This window comes from Streptomyces sp. JL2001 (assembly GCF_050917515.1).
GTDB lineage: Bacteria > Actinomycetota > Actinomycetes > Streptomycetales > Streptomycetaceae > Streptomyces.
The window spans coordinates 4,751,431-4,767,501 of record NZ_CP169421.1 but is presented as its reverse complement, the minus strand read 5'-3'; the positions used below and the strand labels follow the sequence as shown (position 1 = coordinate 4,767,501).

11 protein-coding genes are annotated in these 16,071 nt (G+C 71.7%); 6 read left to right on the top strand and 5 right to left on the bottom strand.

The features are described 5' to 3' along the window. The first annotated feature begins 4 nt into the window (after positions 1 to 4). Positions 5 to 808 (top strand): carbohydrate ABC transporter permease, encoded by an 804-nt coding sequence (locus ACE1OA_RS21245; RefSeq protein ID WP_356775950.1) that lies wholly within the window; start codon positions 5 to 7, stop codon positions 806 to 808. Between the two features lie 112 nt (positions 809 to 920). Here the strand turns inward: ACE1OA_RS21245 and ACE1OA_RS21240 are convergent, their stop codons facing one another. Further along, on the bottom strand, positions 921 to 1,532 hold the full coding sequence (locus ACE1OA_RS21240) for a TetR/AcrR family transcriptional regulator (RefSeq protein ID WP_356605027.1): 612 nt from the start codon (positions 1,530 to 1,532) through the stop codon (positions 921 to 923). A 137-nt stretch (positions 1,533 to 1,669) separates the two neighbouring features. On the opposite strand from ACE1OA_RS21240, the gene ACE1OA_RS21235 reads away from it, so the two are divergent. From ACE1OA_RS21235 to ACE1OA_RS21225, 3 genes are all read left to right on the top strand, one after another. Continuing rightward, positions 1,670 to 2,599 (top strand): ABC transporter permease, encoded by a 930-nt coding sequence (locus ACE1OA_RS21235; RefSeq protein WP_432753217.1) that lies wholly within the window; start codon positions 1,670 to 1,672, stop codon positions 2,597 to 2,599. 91 nt (positions 2,600 to 2,690) lie between these two features. After that, entirely contained in the window at positions 2,691 to 3,434 is a 744-nt protein-coding gene (locus tag ACE1OA_RS21230) for an ABC transporter ATP-binding protein (RefSeq protein ID WP_356605076.1), read from the top strand. A gap of 26 nt (positions 3,435 to 3,460) precedes the next feature. Next, positions 3,461 to 4,864, top strand: coding sequence for a glycosyltransferase 87 family protein (locus tag ACE1OA_RS21225; RefSeq protein WP_432753216.1), 1,404 nt, complete (start codon positions 3,461 to 3,463; stop codon positions 4,862 to 4,864). An 87-nt stretch (positions 4,865 to 4,951) separates the two neighbouring features. On the opposite strand, the gene ACE1OA_RS21220 is transcribed toward ACE1OA_RS21225, so the two are convergent. Further along, positions 4,952 to 9,913: an NAD-glutamate dehydrogenase gene (locus tag ACE1OA_RS21220; protein ID WP_432753215.1), complete on the bottom strand. Its 4,962-nt coding sequence runs from the start codon at positions 9,911 to 9,913 to the stop codon at positions 4,952 to 4,954. Between the two features lie 415 nt (positions 9,914 to 10,328). Here ACE1OA_RS21220 and ACE1OA_RS21215 point away from each other — a divergent pair, with 415 nt between their 5' ends. Beyond that, positions 10,329 to 10,886, top strand: coding sequence for a DJ-1/PfpI family protein (locus ACE1OA_RS21215; RefSeq protein WP_147978220.1), 558 nt, complete (start codon positions 10,329 to 10,331; stop codon positions 10,884 to 10,886). Positions 10,887 to 10,974: 88 nt separating this feature from the next. On the opposite strand, the gene ACE1OA_RS21210 is transcribed toward ACE1OA_RS21215, so the two are convergent. Continuing rightward, entirely contained in the window at positions 10,975 to 11,646 is a 672-nt protein-coding gene (locus ACE1OA_RS21210; protein ID WP_386542216.1) for an HAD family hydrolase, read from the bottom strand. Positions 11,647 to 11,724: 78 nt separating this feature from the next. Beyond that, positions 11,725 to 12,231 carry a DUF6912 family protein gene (locus ACE1OA_RS21205; protein WP_361310495.1) on the bottom strand — a complete coding sequence of 169 codons (507 nt, stop codon included), beginning with the start codon at positions 12,229 to 12,231 and terminating at the stop codon, positions 11,725 to 11,727. Between the two features lie 275 nt (positions 12,232 to 12,506). Between ACE1OA_RS21205 and ACE1OA_RS21200 the strand changes: the two genes are divergently transcribed. After that, entirely contained in the window at positions 12,507 to 13,031 is a 525-nt protein-coding gene (locus ACE1OA_RS21200) for an Rv3235 family protein (protein ID WP_384866909.1), read from the top strand. A gap of 49 nt (positions 13,032 to 13,080) precedes the next feature. On the opposite strand, the gene secA is transcribed toward ACE1OA_RS21200, so the two are convergent. Beyond that, positions 13,081 to 15,885: a preprotein translocase subunit SecA gene (gene secA / locus ACE1OA_RS21195; protein WP_384866911.1), complete on the bottom strand. Its 2,805-nt coding sequence runs from the start codon at positions 15,883 to 15,885 to the stop codon at positions 13,081 to 13,083. Between the last annotated feature and the right edge of the window lie 186 nt (positions 15,886 to 16,071).

Here is a 16,071-nt window from a genome sequence, read left to right as displayed (position 1 = left end):
CGCGATGCGGGTCTTCCTGGTCCTGGTCGGCCTGTTCTGGCTGATGCCGACCGTCGGCCTGCTGCTCTCCTCGCTCCGCGGGCCGTCGGACATCAGCGAGAGCGGCTGGTGGCGGGTGTTCACCGCACCCGCCCAGCTGACGACGGAGAACTACTCCCATCTGCTCGCCGACGACACCATCACGCGCTCGCTGCTCTCCACGGTCCTGATCACCGTGCCGGCCACGGTCCTCGTGGTGGTCATCGGCTCGCTGGCCGGTTACGCCTTCGCCTGGCTGGAGTTCCCGGGCCGGGACTGGTGCTTCATGATCGTGGTGGGGCTGCTCGTGGTCCCGGTCCAGGTCGCGCTGATCCCGGTCTCGAAGCTGTTCGGGGCGGTCGGCCTCTTCGAGACGACGCTCGGCGTGGTGCTGTTCCACACCGCGTTCGGCCTGCCGTTCGCGATCTTCCTGCTGCGGAACTTCTTCGCGGAGATCCCGCGCGAGCTGCTGGAGGCGGCCCGGCTCGACGGGGCGGGTGAGATCCGGCTGTTCACCCGGGTCGTGATGCCGCTGGGCGGGCCGGCGATCGCCTCGCTCGGCATCTTCCAGTTCCTCTGGGTCTGGAACGACATGCTGGTCGCGCTGATCTTCGCGGACTCCGAGTCGCCGCCGATCACGGTGGCGCTGCAGCAGCAGGTCCGGCAGTTCGGCAACAACATCGACGTGCTGGCGCCGGGCGCGTTCGTCTCGATGGTGATCCCGCTGGCGGTCTTCTTCGCCTTCCAGCGGCAGTTCGTGTCGGGGGTGATGGCCGGCGCGGTGAAGTGACCGCCGGCGTCCGAGCGGCCGGGAGCGGGTGCGGACCGGCGCGGCGCGGCCCGGTGCGTACCGCGCCGCCCGGCCCCACCCGTACGCCGCGCCGCCCGGCCCCGCCCGGCCGTCAGGGGCGGACCGTGAGCGCGGCGACCGCGGAGCGCGCCAGGTCGTCCAGGTACCCCTGCGGCAGCTCGCCGCGCACCACCACGAGCCGCCAGTAGAGCGGGCCGACGACCAGGTCGAGCGCGCGGTCGGAATCGGCGTCCGCGGGCAGTTCACCCCGGTCGACGGCCTCCCGCACGACCTGGGCGACCACGCCCTGCCGGCCGTCGAGCAGGGCCGCCCTGATCGCCCCGGCGATCTCCGGCTGCCGGGCCGCCTCGACCAGCAGGTCCGGGATGACCTGCGAGGCGACGGGGTGGCGCAGGGCGTGCGCCGCGACTTCGAGCAGGGCGCGGACGTCCCCGTGCAGGGAACCGGTCGACGGTGCCGGCAGCCCCTCGGCGGCGAGGGCGCCGACGAGGTCGAGGACCAGCGAGAGTTTGGACTTCCAGCGCCGGTAGACGGCGGTCTTGCCGACTCCCGCGCGGCGGGCGATGCCCTCGATGGACATCCGGGCGAAGCCGACCGCGGCCAGTTCCTCGAAGACGGCGGCGCGGATGGCCTCGGTGACGTCCTCCCGGAGCACGGCGGCTCCCGCGGGGGCGCGGCGGGGGGTTCCGGGGGCTGTCGTCATGGACGGGATTCTATCCACCGGCCGGCATCCACGTCACGACGATACGGTTGCGTTCCGACGCTCGACCGTCCTAGTCTCCCCGTAGCGACGATACGGTCCCGTCCCGTCGCTCCTGCCGTCACCGTGAAAGCGACCCCGTGACCACCGAGACGCTCACCCCACCCGCCACCGCCGCGGCCGTCGCCTCCTCCCCCGCACCGGAGGACCTGCGGGCGCTCGCCCTGCGGCACGGCCTGTCCGTCAGCGGCGCCCGCCCGTCACTCCCCGTGTACGTCCGGGAGCTCTGGTCGCGGCGCGCCTTCATCGCCGCCTTCGCGACCGCCCGCCTGACGGCCCAGTACAGCCAGGCGCGCCTCGGCCAGGTCTGGCAGCTGATGACCCCGCTCCTCAACGCGGCCGTCTACTACCTCGTCTTCGGCGTCCTCATGGACGTCCGCCGGGACATCCCCGACTACGTCCCCTTCCTGATCACGGGCGTCTTCGTCTGGACCTTCACCTCCCAGTCGGTGCTCGCCGGCACCCGCGCCATCAGCGGGAACCTCGGACTGGTCAGGGCTCTGCACTTCCCCCGGGCGAGCCTCCCCGTGGCACTCGCGCTCCAGCAGCTGCAGCAGCTGGCCTTCTCGCTGTCCGCGCTGGCCGTCATCCTGTGCTGCTTCGGCGAGTTCCCGGCCTGGAGCTGGCTGCTCGCAATCCCCGCCCTCCTCCTCCAGTCGCTGTTCAACACCGGTCTGGCCCTCGCGCTGGCCCGGCTGGCGGCCCGCACCCCGGACATCGCGCAGCTGATGCCGTTCCTGCTGCGGACCTGGATGTACGTCTCCGGGGTCATGTGGTCCCTCCCGCACCTGGCGGCGAGCGGACGGCTCCCCCGGGGCCTGATCACGGCCCTGGAGGCCAACCCGGCGGCGCTCTACATCGACCTGATGCGCTGCGCCCTGGTCGGCGGCTTCACGGCCGACCGGCTTCCCCCGTACGCCTGGGCGACGGGGGCCGCCTGGGCCGTGGCGGCCTTCGCCGGCGGCTTCGTGTACTTCTGGAAGGCAGAGGAGAGCTACGGCCGTGGCTGAACACACCGGACCGTCCCCCCACCCCCGTCCCGCCGGGCCGTCCGCGCCGGACGGGGAGCGCACCCCGACGGTCGTCGTCGACGGGGTCCACATCTCGTACACCGTCCAGGGCGGCCGGCCCGCGAGGGGCGGCGCCACCGCCGCCCTCGGCCGGCTGCTGTCGCGCGGCGCCCGGCCCGGCGGGCGCACCGTTCACGCGGTCAGGGGCGTCGGCTTCGCCGCGTACCGGGGCGAGGCGATCGGCCTGATCGGCTCCAACGGCTCCGGCAAGTCCACCCTGCTCAAGGCCGTGGCCGGCCTGCTCCCCGTCGACCGGGGACGGATCTACACCCAGGGCCGGCCGGCCCTCCTCGGCGTCAACGCGGCCCTGATGGCCGACCTGACGGGCGAGCGGAACGTGATCCTCGGCGGCCTCGCGATGGGCATGACCCGGGCGGAGATCGACGCCCGCTACGACGACATCGTGGAGTTCTCCGGGATCAACGAGAAGGACGACGCCGTCTCCCGGCCCATGCGGACGTACTCCTCGGGCATGGGCGCCCGGCTGCGGTTCTCCATCGCCGCGGCGAAGAGCCACGACGTGCTCCTGATCGACGAGGCGCTGTCGACCGGAGACGCCGCCTTCCGCCGTCGCAGCCGGGAGCGGATCGACGAGCTGCGCGCCGAGGCGGGAACCGTCTTCCTCGTCAGCCACTCGCATTCCACCATCACCGAGACCTGTGACCGGGCGCTGTGGCTGGAGGCGGGCACGCTACGGCGGGACGGGCCGGCCGCGGAGGTCGTCGCGGAGTACGAGGAGTTCACCGGGAAGGCCGGACAAAAGAGAGGGAAATAGCCCAATACGGAATAGAGTGCGGGTCGATGACGACGCATGGACACCGCACTCCGCCCCCCTCGCCCGATGCCGGCCAGGGCCACGGTGCCGCCCCGGAACCCGGCGCGGGACCCGCCGACGGCACCGCGCCCCCGCCGCCGTCGGCGGGCGGCACGCCGTCGCCCGCCCGCCCGCCCGCGACGCCGGCGCTCACCGCCTCGCCGTTCGAGTCGGACACCTTCACCTCCGCCACCTTCGTCACCGTCGGCCACGGCCCGCTCCTCGCGCTCGGCGCCGTCTGGCTCCTCACCCGGGCCGGCATGCTGCTGCTCCTGCTGCGCGACAGCCTGGGCATCGGGGGCGTGGGCCGGGAGGTCTCCGTCCTCTACCAGTACTGGTACGGCCAGTTCGCCCACGGCACCTTCCCCGTGAACGACGTGACCTGGCAGTACCCGCCGGGCGCCGGCCTGGTCATCGTCTCCCCGGCCGTATTGCCCTGGCTCAGCTACTTCCAGGCGTTCGTCGCCCTCACCCTGCTCGCCGACGCGGTCGTGACCGCCGCCCTCGCGCGCGCCGACCGCCGCCGCGTCACGCACGGCGCCTGGATCTGGGTCTGCGGGCTGCCGCTGCTCCTGCACCTTCCGCTCGCCCGGTACGACGTCCAGGTCACCGCCCTCGCCGTGCTCGCCCTGCTCGCCCTCACCGCCCGCTCGGCCACCGCGCACCGCTTCGGCGGGGTCATGGCCGGGATCGGCGCCCTGGTGAAGGTGTGGCCCGCCCTCGCGCTGATCGGCACGCCTCGGGGCCGCACCACCCGGGACGCCTGGGTCGCCGCCGGCGTCACCGCGGCCACCCTGCTGGCGACCCTCGCCCTCTGCTTCTCGAACTCCTTCGACTTCCTTCGCCAGCAGGGCAGCAGGGGCGTCCAGATCGAGTCCCTGGGCGGCACGGCGCTGGCCCTGTCCCAGGCGACCGGCCTGTGGCCGGGCCAGGTGCAGTACCGCTACGGCGCCTTCGAGTACGTCGGCCCGTACGTCTCCAGCGTGGGGCGGATCGCGCTGCTGCTGACCGTCCTGGCCTTCGGCTGGCTGCTGATCTGGCGGCTCCGGGCCGTGCGGTGGACGGCCGCCACACCGCTCGACGCGGCGCTCGCCGCCGTCCTGCTGTTCACCGTCACCAGCCGGGTGATCAGCCCCCAGTACATGATCTGGCTGCTGGGCCTGGCGGCCGTCTGCCTGACCTCGCGGGCGACCGTCATGCGGCCGGTGGCCCTGCTCCTGCTGCCGGCCGCGGCGCTCAGCTCGCTCGCGTACCCGATCCTCTACCAGGACCTGCTGACCGGGTCCTGGCCGGGCGTGGCGGTGGTCGCGGTCCGCAACGCGACGCTGCTCGCGGCGGCGCTCCTCGCCGCCCGGCGCCTGTGGACCTCGACGGTGGCCGATCCGTCGTAGCCCGGGCCGCGCGCCCGCCCGCGGCCCGGGTCCCGTACGACGCGAAAGGGCCCCGCCGGTCACCCGGCGGGGCCCTTCGTCATCAGGTCAGCTGCGTGCCCGCAGGAGCTGGCGCATCGTGCGCATGGCCACCGAGAGGTTCGCCAGGTCGAAGGTCTCCGAACCCTGGATCTCCTCCAGCGTCGTGCGCGCCCGGCCCAGGAGCGCGGCGTTCGTCTCCTCCCAGCCCTTGAAGCGCTCCTCCGGCGTCGAGGACCCGTCGCCCGCCGCCAGCACGTCGGCCGTCAGGGCGGCGTGCGCGGCGAAGAGGTCCTCGCGGATGGAGGCACGGGCCATCGACTGCCACCGGTCCGTGCGCGGCAGCTCGATGATCCGGTCCATCAGCTGGGTGATCCGCAGCCGGTCGGCCAGGTCGTAGTAGACCTCGGCGACCGCCAGCGGGTCCTTGTCGGTACGGTCCGCGATCGCGACGACGTCGAGGATCGGGAAGGCCGAGGAGAATCCGGCGACCCGCAGGGCGAGCATCTCCGGAACGCCCAGCTCGGTCAGCTCCTCCAGGATCCCCTGGTACCACTCCAGGTCCGCGCCGCGCAGCAGCTGCGGCAGCTCGGTCCAGACCTGCTCCACGCGCTCGGCGAAGAAGTCGATCGTCTCCTGGAGCTGGAGCGGCTGCGGCCGGTTGCCGAGCAGCCAGCGCGTGCCGCGCTCGACCAGGCGGCGGGAGTGCAGCCGCATCCGGGTCTGCACCTCGGCCGGGACCTGGTTGTCGAGCGCCTCGACCGCGTCCCAGACCTCGCCGAGCCGGAAGACGGCCCGGGCGGCGGTCTGCGCGCGCACGATCTCCTCGATCGACGCGCCCGTCTCCTCGCGGAGACGGTGCAGGAAGGTCGAGCCACCGGAGTTGACGGTGTCGTTGACCAGGACGGTCGTGACGATCTCGCGGCGCAGCGGGTGGTTGTCGACCGCCTCGGTGAACTTCTCGCGCAGCTGCGCCGGGAAGTACGCGTGCAGCAGGCCGAGCAGGTACGGGTCGTCCGGCAGGTCGGTGCCGATCAGCTCGTCGGCCACCGTGATCTTGGTGTACGCGAGCAGGACCGCGATCTCCGGCTGGCTCAGGCCCTTGCCGTTGTTGAGCAGCTCGCGGATCTGCCGGTCGTTGGGCAGGAACTCGAGCGAGCGGTCCAGGGCGCCGTCGCGGCCGAGCCGGCGCATGAAGCGCTGGTGGGCGTGGAGCAGGGACGGCGACTGGGCGAACGCGTTGGCCAGGGCCACGTTCTGCGCGTAGTTGTTGCGCAGGACGAGCCCGCCGACCTCGTCGGTCATCTCGGCGAGGATCCGGTTGCGCTGCTTGACGGTCATGTCGCCTTCGGCGACGAGCCCGTTGAGCAGGATCTTGATGTTCACCTCGTGGTCGGAGGTGTCCACGCCGGCGCTGTTGTCGATGGCGTCGGTGTTGATCCTGCCGCCCTCGCCGTCGGGGCCGCCCTTGCGGGCGAACTCGATGCGGCCGAGCTGGGTCAGACCGAGGTTGCCGCCCTCGCCGACGACCTTGACGCGCAGGTTCTCGCCGTTGACGCGGATGGCGTCGTTGGCCTTGTCGCCGACGTCCGACTGCGACTCGGTGGACGCCTTGACGTAGGTGCCGATGCCGCCGTTCCACAGCAGGTCGACCGGTGCGTGGAGGATCGCCTGCATCAGCTCGGCCGGGGTCATCTTGACGACGCCGGGCTCGATGCCGAGGGCCGCGCGCATCTGCGCGTTGACCGGGATCGACTTGGCGCTGCGCGGGTGGATGCCGCCGCCCGCGGAGAGCAGCTGGGTGTCGTAGTCGGCCCAGGAGCTGCGGGGCAGCTCGAAGAGGCGGCGGCGCTCGGCGTAGGAGACGGCCGCGTCCGGGGTCGGGTCGATGAAGATGTGGCGGTGGTCGAAGGCCGCGACCAGGCGGATGTGCTCGGAGAGCAGCATGCCGTTGCCGAAGACGTCGCCGGACATGTCGCCGACGCCGACGACCGTGAAGTCCTCGGTCTGGGTGTCGTGGCCCAGCTCGCGGAAGTGGCGCTTGACGGACTCCCACGCGCCGCGGGCGGTGATGCCCATGCCCTTGTGGTCGTAGCCGGCCGAGCCGCCGGAGGCGAAGGCGTCGCCGAGCCAGAAGCCGTAGTCGACGGCGACGGCGTTGGCGATGTCGGAGAAGGTCGCGGTGCCCTTGTCGGCGGCGACGACGAGGTAGGTGTCGTCCTCGTCGTGGCGGACGACGTCGACCGGGGGAACGACCTCGCCGGCGACCAGGTTGTCGGTGATGTCGAGCAGCGCCGAGATGAAGGTCTTGTAGGAGGCGATGCCCTCGGCCAGCCAGGCGTCGCGGTCCGCGGCCGGGTCCGGGAGCTGCTTGGCGACGAAGCCGCCCTTGGCGCCGACGGGCACGATGACGGTGTTCTTCACCATCTGCGCCTTGACCAGGCCGAGGATCTCGGTGCGGAAGTCCTCACGCCGGTCGGACCAGCGCAGGCCGCCTCGCGCGACCTTGCCGAAGCGCAGGTGGACGCCCTCGACGCGCGGCGAGTAGACCCAGATCTCGAAGGCCGGGCGCGGCGCGGGGAGGTCCGGGATGGCCTGCGGGTCGAACTTCATCGACACGTAGGAGTGCGGGGTGCCGTCGGCCGTGCGCTGGAAGAAGTTCGTCCGCAGCGTGGCCTTGATGACGGTGAGGAAGGACCGCAGGATGCGGTCCTCGTCCAGGCTCGCGACCTGGTCGAGGGCGCCGTCCAGCTCCTCCAGCAGTCCGTCGATCAGCTCGGTGCCGGCGCGCTGGCGCTCCGGGGACATCCGGGCCTCGAAGAGGGAGACGAGCAGCCGGGTGGTGTGGACGTTGTTGCGGAGGGTGTCCTCCATGTAGTCCTGGCTGAACGTCGAGCCGGCCTGGCGCAGGTACTTGGCGTAGGCGCGCAGCACCATCGCCTCGCGCCAGTCGAGTCCGGCGGAGAGCACCAGCGAGTTGAAGCCGTCGTTCTCGGCCTCGCCGGTCCAGGTGGCGGAGAAGGCCTCCTGGAAGCGCTCGCGGGCGTCGTCGGCGAGGTAGTCGCCGCCGTTGGCCGTCGAGGCGGGCATCCGCAGGCCGAAGTCGTAGATCCACGCGTGCGTGCGGTCGGCGCAGCGCAGCTCGTACGGGCGCTCGTCGACGACCTCGACGCCGAGCCGGCTGAGGACCGGCAGGACGGCGGACAGGGAGACCTGGTTGCCGGTCTTGTAGATCTTGAAGCGGCGCTCGCCGGGGCCGGTGGCGACCGGCTCGTACAGCGAGAGCGCGAATTCGTCGCCGGTGCGGGTCAGCTGCTCCAGGTGGACCAGGTCGGCGACCGCGGCGCGCGGCGAGTGGTCGGCCTTGTAGCCCTCGGGGAAGGCGTTGCCGTAGCGGCGCAGCAGCTCGGCGGCGCGCTCCTCGCCGCACTCGGCGGTGAGGGCCTCGCCGAAGCCGTCGGCCCAGGAGCGGGCGGCCTCGACGAGCCGGGCCTCGATGCGGTCCTTGTCGGCGTCGGAGAGCTGCGGCAGCTCGGTGCCGGGCTCGACGCGGACGACGAAGTGGAGCCGGGACAGGATGGACTCGGTGTTCCAGGCCGTGAAGTCGACGCTGGTGCCGCTCAGCTCCTCCTTGAGGATGTCGATGATCCTCAGCCGGACGCCGGTGGTGTAGCGGTCGCGCGGCAGGTAGACGAGGGCGGAGTAGTAGCGGCCGTACTCGTCCTGGCGCAGGTAGAGCCGCAGCCGGCGGCGTTCCTGCAGGTAGAGGACCGAGGTGACGATCGAGCGGAGCTCGTCGACGGGGGTCTGGAAGAGCTCGTCGCGCGGGTAGGTCTCCAGGATCTGGAGCAGGTCGCGGCCGTCGTGGCTGTTCGGCGAGAAGCCGGCGCCCTCCAGGACCTCCTGGACCTTGCGGCTGACGACGGGCACGCGGCGGACGGACTCGGTGTACGCGGCGGACGAGAACAGGCCGAGGAAGCGGCGCTCGCCGATGACGTTGCCCTCGGCGTCGAACTTCTTCACGCCGACGTAGTCGAGGTACGAGGGGCGGTGCACGGTGGCGCGGCTGTTGGCCTTGGTGAGGATCAGCAGCTTGTGCTCGCGGGCCTTGGCGCGGGCGTCGTCGGGCAGCCGGCTGAAGGACGAGGAGACGGGCGCGTGGTGGCCGTCGTGCTCGCCGCCGTGCTGCGGGTCGGAGCGCAGGATGCCGAGGCCGGTGCCGGGGACGGCCGCCAGGGCGTCGCCGTTGACGAGCTCGTACTCGCGGTAGCCGAGGAAGGTGAAGTGGTCGGCGGCGAGCCAGCGCAGCAGCTCGCGGGCCTCCTCGACCTCGGTCGGGCGCAGGTCGGAGGCGACGGGCTCGTCGGGGAGGCCGTCGGCGATGCGGAGCGCGGCCTCGCGCATCTTGTCCCAGTCCTCGACCGTCTCGCGGACGTCCGAGAGGACGCGCAGCAGGTCGGCGGTGATCTGCTTGAGGTCGGCGCGGTCGGTCTCGCGGTCGATCTCGACGTGGATCCAGGACTCGTTCAGCGCGTCGTGCGGCAGCTCGGCGGCGGTCCCGGCGGACAGCACCTCGATGAGCTTGCCGGTGAGGTCGCGGCGGACGAGCACCTGCGGGTGGATCACGACGTGGATGCCGCGACCGTGACGCGAGAGCTCGTTGGTGACGGAGTCCACGAGGAACGGCATGTCGTCGGTGACGACCTCGACGACGGAGTGGCTGGAGGTCCAGCCGTTCTCCTCGACCGTCGGGGTGTGCACGCGGACGTTCGCGGTGCCCTGGGGGCGGTTCTCCGCGAGCCGGTAGTGGGAGAGCGCGGCACCGAAGACGTCCACCGGGTCACGGTCGGCGAGGTCCTCGGGCGCGGTGTGCAGGTAGTAGCGCTGGAGGTAGTCGAGCAGGGTGTCGCGGTCGGGCCGCTTCCCGTTCTCGGGCCCCGTCGGAAGTCGCCCCCCGGCCGGGCTGTTCTCAGCTACCCGGGCGGCCCTCGCGAGCAGCTCGGCCTTGGCTTCGTCCAGCTTGGTCTGCATGTCCTCTGGCTCCTGTCGCGCGCCATTGCGTGACGTCGGTGGAAGAAAGGACACAACGCCACGACGCGGTGCTACCGGTCGGAGACGACGTTATGCCGCGATGAGAGATGTCCGAGCCGATATCGGCCAATCTCGGCGAGGCGCCCGGACGGCGAAGAACAGCGAACGCCTTGTCGGCCCGGCCGCCGGAGCGGGTCGGGCGCAGGCCGGGGGCTTCGCTGCCCCCAGGGCGTATCGCGCTGATCACGGGAAAAGCCTATCGCCTGCCACCCCCGGGCCGTCATGGTCCGTATGTGTACAAAAGAGGGGGTGGAAGTTTGACGTTATGGACAGCGACACATGTCCTCTTGGCAAAGCAGGGCGGCGCGGGGAGTGTGTACCGCGGGGCAGCACCGACATCTGGGATCTGGGAGTCGTGATGGCGAAGATCTTGATCGTGACCGGGGACGCGGCCGAATCGCTGGAGGTCATGTACCCCTACCAGCGGCTTTTGGAGGAGGGGTACGAGGTCCACATCGCCGCCCCCGCGCGCAAGCAGCTGCGGTTCGTGGTGCACGACTTCGAGCCGGGCTTCGACACCTACACCGAGAAGCCGGGGTACACCTGGCCCGCCGATCTGGCGTTCGACGAGGTGGATCCGGGCGACTACGTGGCCGTGGTGATCCCCGGCGGGCGGGCCCCGGAGTACCTGCGCAACGATCCGGAGCTCCGCAAGATCCTCAAGTCCTTCTTCGACGCGGACAAGCCGGTGGCGCAGATCTGCCACGGTCCGCTCCTGACGGCGGCGATCGGCGGTCTGGAGGGCCGCCGCGTGACGGCGTACCCGGCCCTGGAGCTCGACATGCAGGCCGCCGGAGCCACCTTCCAGGACACCGACGCGGTCGTCGACGGCCAGCTGGTCTCCTCCCGCGCCTGGCCGGATCACCCCACCTGGATGCGCGAGTTCCTCAAGGTCCTGCGCGCCCGGGGCTGAGCGCCGGCGGCTCGCCGGGTCGGCGGGGCCGCGGGCCTCGCCGACCCGGCAGGGCCGGGGGGCGCGTCGGCCGCGTGCGGGACGGCCCTCAGGCCAGCTCCTCGGCGACGGCGACGGCCTCCGCCAGCGAGTCGACCACCGGCACCCCCACCGCCTCCAGGCTGGCGCGGCTGTGCGACCCGCCGGTGTACAGGACCGCCTTCGCGCCGACGTGCGCCGCCGCCCGGGCGTCGTCCGCCGCGTCGCCGATGACGACGACCCGCTCCGCGGGCACACCGCCCAGCGCCGCCAGGTGCCGCACCATGTGCGCCGCCTTGCCCTCGGTCGAGGATCCGACGCGCCCGTCCACCCGGACGAACCGGGTCTCGATCCCGTGCCGGCGCACCAGCGGGACCAGCTCCACGTGCGGGGCGAGCGAGAGCAGCGACTGCGTGAGTCCGGACTCCTGCCGGGCGGCCAGCAGCTCCGCCGCGCCGGCGGTCAGACCGCAGCCCTCGGCCCGCGCCCAGTAGTGCCGGTGGAAGACGCCGTCCATCAGCTCCCACTCGGTGTCCGTCGGCAGCCGCCCCATCAGGCGCTCGTAGAACAGCGGCACCGGCACCGTGTACAGGTCGCGATAGCGCGCGAGCGTGATCGGCTCAAGGCCCAGCTCGGCGAAGGCGGCGTTCGTCGCGCCGATGACCGCCTGGATGTCGTCGAGCAGGGTCCCGTTCCAGTCCCAGACCAGATGCTTGCCGTGCCTCGTTCCGTGCTTCCCCATGGCACGACGGTACCGGCAGCCTCCGACAGGGGTGCCCTGCCGGGCGGGCCGGACCGCTCCCGCGGGCCGGGGCGGGCGTCAGCCCAGCAGGCCGGGGATCTCCTGGATCCCGAACCAGAGCAGCTCGTGGTCCTCGGCCCCGTCCACCGTGAACTGGGCGTCGTCGTCCCCCTGGTCCGCCGCGCCCAGCGCGTCCGCCGCCGCAGAGACGTCGGCCTCCGCGTCGTCCGCGTCGGCGTGCACGGCCGCGGCCTTGGCCAGCGCGACCGCGCCGGCGATCCGGACCTCGCCGAGCGAGCTCGCGTCCAGGCCCCGGTCGGGATCGACGGCCGCGTCCTTGTCCGGCACGTCGACGGCGACGACGATCCGGCGCCGCGCGGCCGAGGGGTCGCCGGCGAGCAGGCGCAGGGAGGCCGCGGCGGCGCGGCTGAGCGCCGCGTACTCCAGCTCCTCGATGTCGTCGGAGACGTACCACTCGCGCAGGGCCGGCGTGACGGCGAAGGCGGTCAGCGGGCCGGGGCCCAGCTCGCCCGCCTTGTGCGCCTGTGCGAGACCGGGGAGGGTCAGGGGGACGTACACGCGCATGGCTGGCCGCTTTCGTAGTCGGAAACGCCCTCAGGATACGTGCGGAGTCCCCTTTCGGGGCTTCCGGGCCGCCCCTCGCCGGTCCACCGCACGCATGCCCCGGACCCGTGGGCACATGGCCGCCCGGCGTCCTCGCTCACCCTGATAGGTGAACCCGCCGGAGGGCCACCCGGCCGTCCCCGGCGCCTTGCGACGGCTCCGCGCCGCCCCGTACAAGATCCCCAACAGAAGTTACCGCCCGGTAGTCAGCCGGGTGCGAGGGAACGGGATCGCCCATGCAGACCTCCGTCACGACGACGACCACCGCCGCCGCGCCGGCCCTCGCACCGGAGGCCGCCGCCCGCCGTGCCCGCACCGCGCCCCGCGGCCCCGCCGGCACCGGCCCCCGCGGCCGTGCCGGAACCCGTCCCGGAACCCCCGCACCGGCCCGTACGGCGCCCCGCGCCCTGCCTCCCCACGCCGTCTTCGCCGAGCGGCTGCTCGCCGTCCTGAGCGGCGACCGGCCCGTCCACTGGATGCTCGGCCAGACCGTCGGCGAGGCGTACGAGCAGCTCGTCCGGCTGGCCCCGGAGACACCGCTGCGCTCCGGCGGGGCGCGGCCCGTCCTGCGCCGCTGTGCGGCCCACCCGCCCCGGACCGGGGTCGTCGAGGCCTTCGCGAGCATCGCCGTCGGGGAGCGGGTCAGGGCCATGGCGTTCCGCCTGGAGCGGGGCGCCGACGGCCGCTGGCGCTGCGCCGCCGTCGAGCTGGACGGCCTGCACGCGCGGGTACCGGCCCAGTCGCGGGCCGGCCGGGCATGACGAAGGGGCCGGACACCTCGTGGTGTCCGGCCCCTCCACCGTCCGGCTGCTACTTCTTGCGGCGGCGGCCGCCGCTGCTCTTCTGCGCCTTGCGGCGCTCCGCGCGGGTCAGTCCGTCACCGGCCGCGTCGTCGCTGACGAAGTCGCCCTCGACCACGGAGCCGTCGCCGTCGACCTTCGGCGCCGAGAAGTGCAGGCGGTCCGGGCGCTGCGGGGCGTCGAGGCCCTTGGCGCGGATCTCCGGACGGCCGGCGCCGGCCGGCACGGCGGCCTGCTTGTCGAGCGACGGGGCCGCGTCCTGCACCGGGACCTCCTCGACCTGCTGCTCGACCTGGACCTCCAGGTTGAACAGGTAGCCGACGGACTCCTCCTTGATGCCCTCCATCATCGCGGTGAACATGTCGAAGCCCTCGCGCTGGTACTCGACCAGCGGGTCCTTCTGGGCCATCGCGCGCAGGCCGATGCCCTCCTGGAGGTAGTCCATCTCGTAGAGGTGCTCGCGCCACTTGCGGTCGAGCACGGAGAGGACCACGCGGCGCTCCAGCTCCCGCATGATGTCCGAGCCGAGCGACTTCTCACGGGCGTCGTACTGCTCGTGGATGTCGTCCTTCACGGACTCGGCGATGAACTCGGCCGTGATGCCGGCGCGGTCACCGGCCGCGTCCTCGAGCTCCTCCACGGTGACCTTCACCGGGTAGAGCTGCTTGAACGCGTTCCACAGGCGGTCGAGGTCCCACTCCTCCGCGAAGCCGTCGGCGGTCTCCTGGCGGATGTAGTCGTCGATCGTGTCGTCCATGAAGTGCTGGATCTGCTCGTGCAGGTCCTCGCCCTCCAGGACGCGGCGACGCTCGCCGTAGATGACCTCGCGCTGGCGGTTGAGGACCTCGTCGTACTTCAGGACGTTCTTGCGGGTCTCGAAGTTCTGGGTCTCGACCTGGGACTGCGCCGAGGCGATCGCGCGGGTCACCATCTTGTTCTCGATCGGCACGTCGTCCGGCACGTTGGCCATGGCCATGACGCGCTCGACCATCTGAGCCTTGAACAGGCGCATCAGGTCGTCGCCGAGGGAGAGGTAGAAGCGGGACTCGCCCGGGTCGCCCTGACGGCCGGAACGGCCGCGCAGCTGGTTGTCGATACGGCGCGACTCGTGGCGCTCGGTGCCGAGGACGTAGAGCCCGCCGAGCTCCTTGACCTCCTCGAACTCCGCCTTCACGGCCAGCTCGGCGCGCTCCAGGGCGGCCGGCAGGGCCGCGGCCCACTCCTCGACGTGCTCGACCGGGTCCAGACCGGCCTGGCGCAGCTCGGCCTCGGCCAGGTCGTCCGGGTTGCCGCCGAGCTTGATGTCGGTGCCTCGGCCGGCCATGTTCGTGGCGACGGTGACGGCGCCCTTGCGGCCGGCCTGGGCGACGATCGTCGCCTCACGGTCGTGCTGCTTGGCGTTCAGCACCTCGTGCTGGATGCCGCGCTTGGAGAGCTGCTGGGAGAGGTACTCGGACTTCTCGACCGACGTCGTACCGACGAGGATCGGCTGGCCCTTCTCGTGCTTCTCCGCGATGTCGTCGACGACCGCGTTGAACTTCGCGACCTCGGTACGGTAGATCAGGTCCGACTGGTCCTTGCGGACCATGGGCTTGTTCGTCGGGATCGGGACGACGCCGAGCTTGTAGATCTGGTGGAACTCGGCGGCCTCGGTCATGGCCGTACCGGTCATGCCGGACAGCTTGTCGTAGAGGCGGAAGAAGTTCTGCAGGGTGATCGTGGCGAGCGTCTGGTTCTCGTCCTTGATGTCCACCCCTTCCTTCGCCTCGATCGCCTGGTGCATGCCCTCGTTGTAGCGGCGGCCGGCGAGGATACGGCCGGTGTGCTCGTCGACGATCATGACTTCGCCGTCGATGACGACGTAGTCCTTGTCCTTCTTGAACAGTTCCTTGGCCTTGATGGCGTTGTTCAGGTACCCGACGAGCGGGGTGTTCACCGACTCGTAGAGGTTGTCGATGCCCAGCCAGTCCTCGACCTTGGCGACGCCGGACTCGTGGATGCCGACGGTGCGCTTCTTCTCGTCGACCTCGTAGTCGCCGGTCTCCTCGATGCCCTTGAGCGGGTTGCCGGCCTCGCCCCTGGTCAGGCGGGTGACCAGCTTGGCGAAGTCGCCGTACCACTTGGTGGCCTGGTCGGCCGGGCCGGAGATGATCAGCGGCGTACGGGCCTCGTCGACCAGGATCGAGTCGACCTCGTCGACGCAGGCGAAGTTGTGGCCGCGCTGGACGAGCTCCTCCTGGGACCACGCCATGTTGTCGCGCAGGTAGTCGAAGCCGAACTCGTTGTTCGTGCCGTACGTGATGTCGCAGCCGTACTGCTCGCGGCGCTGCGCGGGGGTCATGTTGGCGAGGATGCAGCCGACGGTCAGACCCAGGAACTTGTGAACGCGGCCCATCAGCTCGGAGTCGCGCTCGGCCAGGTAGTCGTTGACCGTGATCAGGTGCACGCCCTTGCCGGAGAGCGCGTTCAGGTACGCCGGGAGCGTGCCGACGAGGGTCTTGCCCTCGCCGGTCTTCATCTCGGCCACGTAGCCGAGGTGGAGCGCCGCACCGCCCATGAGCTGGACGTCGTAGTGGCGCTGGCCGAGGACGCGCTTGGCGGCCTCGCGGACGGTCGCGAAGGCCTCGGGCAGCAGGTCGTCGAGGCTCTCACCGTCGGCGTACCGCTGCTTGTACTCCTCGGTGAGCGCCCGCAACTCGGCGTCGGAGAGGTTGACGAAGTCCTCTTCGATGGAGTTGACCTGGTCCGCGATGCGGTGCAGTTTGCGCAGGATCTTGCCTTCGCCTGCACGCATGAGCTTGTTGAAGACGGACACTGAGGCTGGTCTCCTTGCCGGTCGGGCCTGGCACTGGGTCGTGTGATGGACTCGGGCGCGGGCACGGCAGGTGGTCCCCACCGCAACGGCCATCGTAAGCGAGACCGCCGCCGCGCCGGGAGGCCCGCAGTGCCGTGGGGCAACTGCCGCCCGGAAAAGAGAACGCACAAGGCGGGCGGAAGGTGC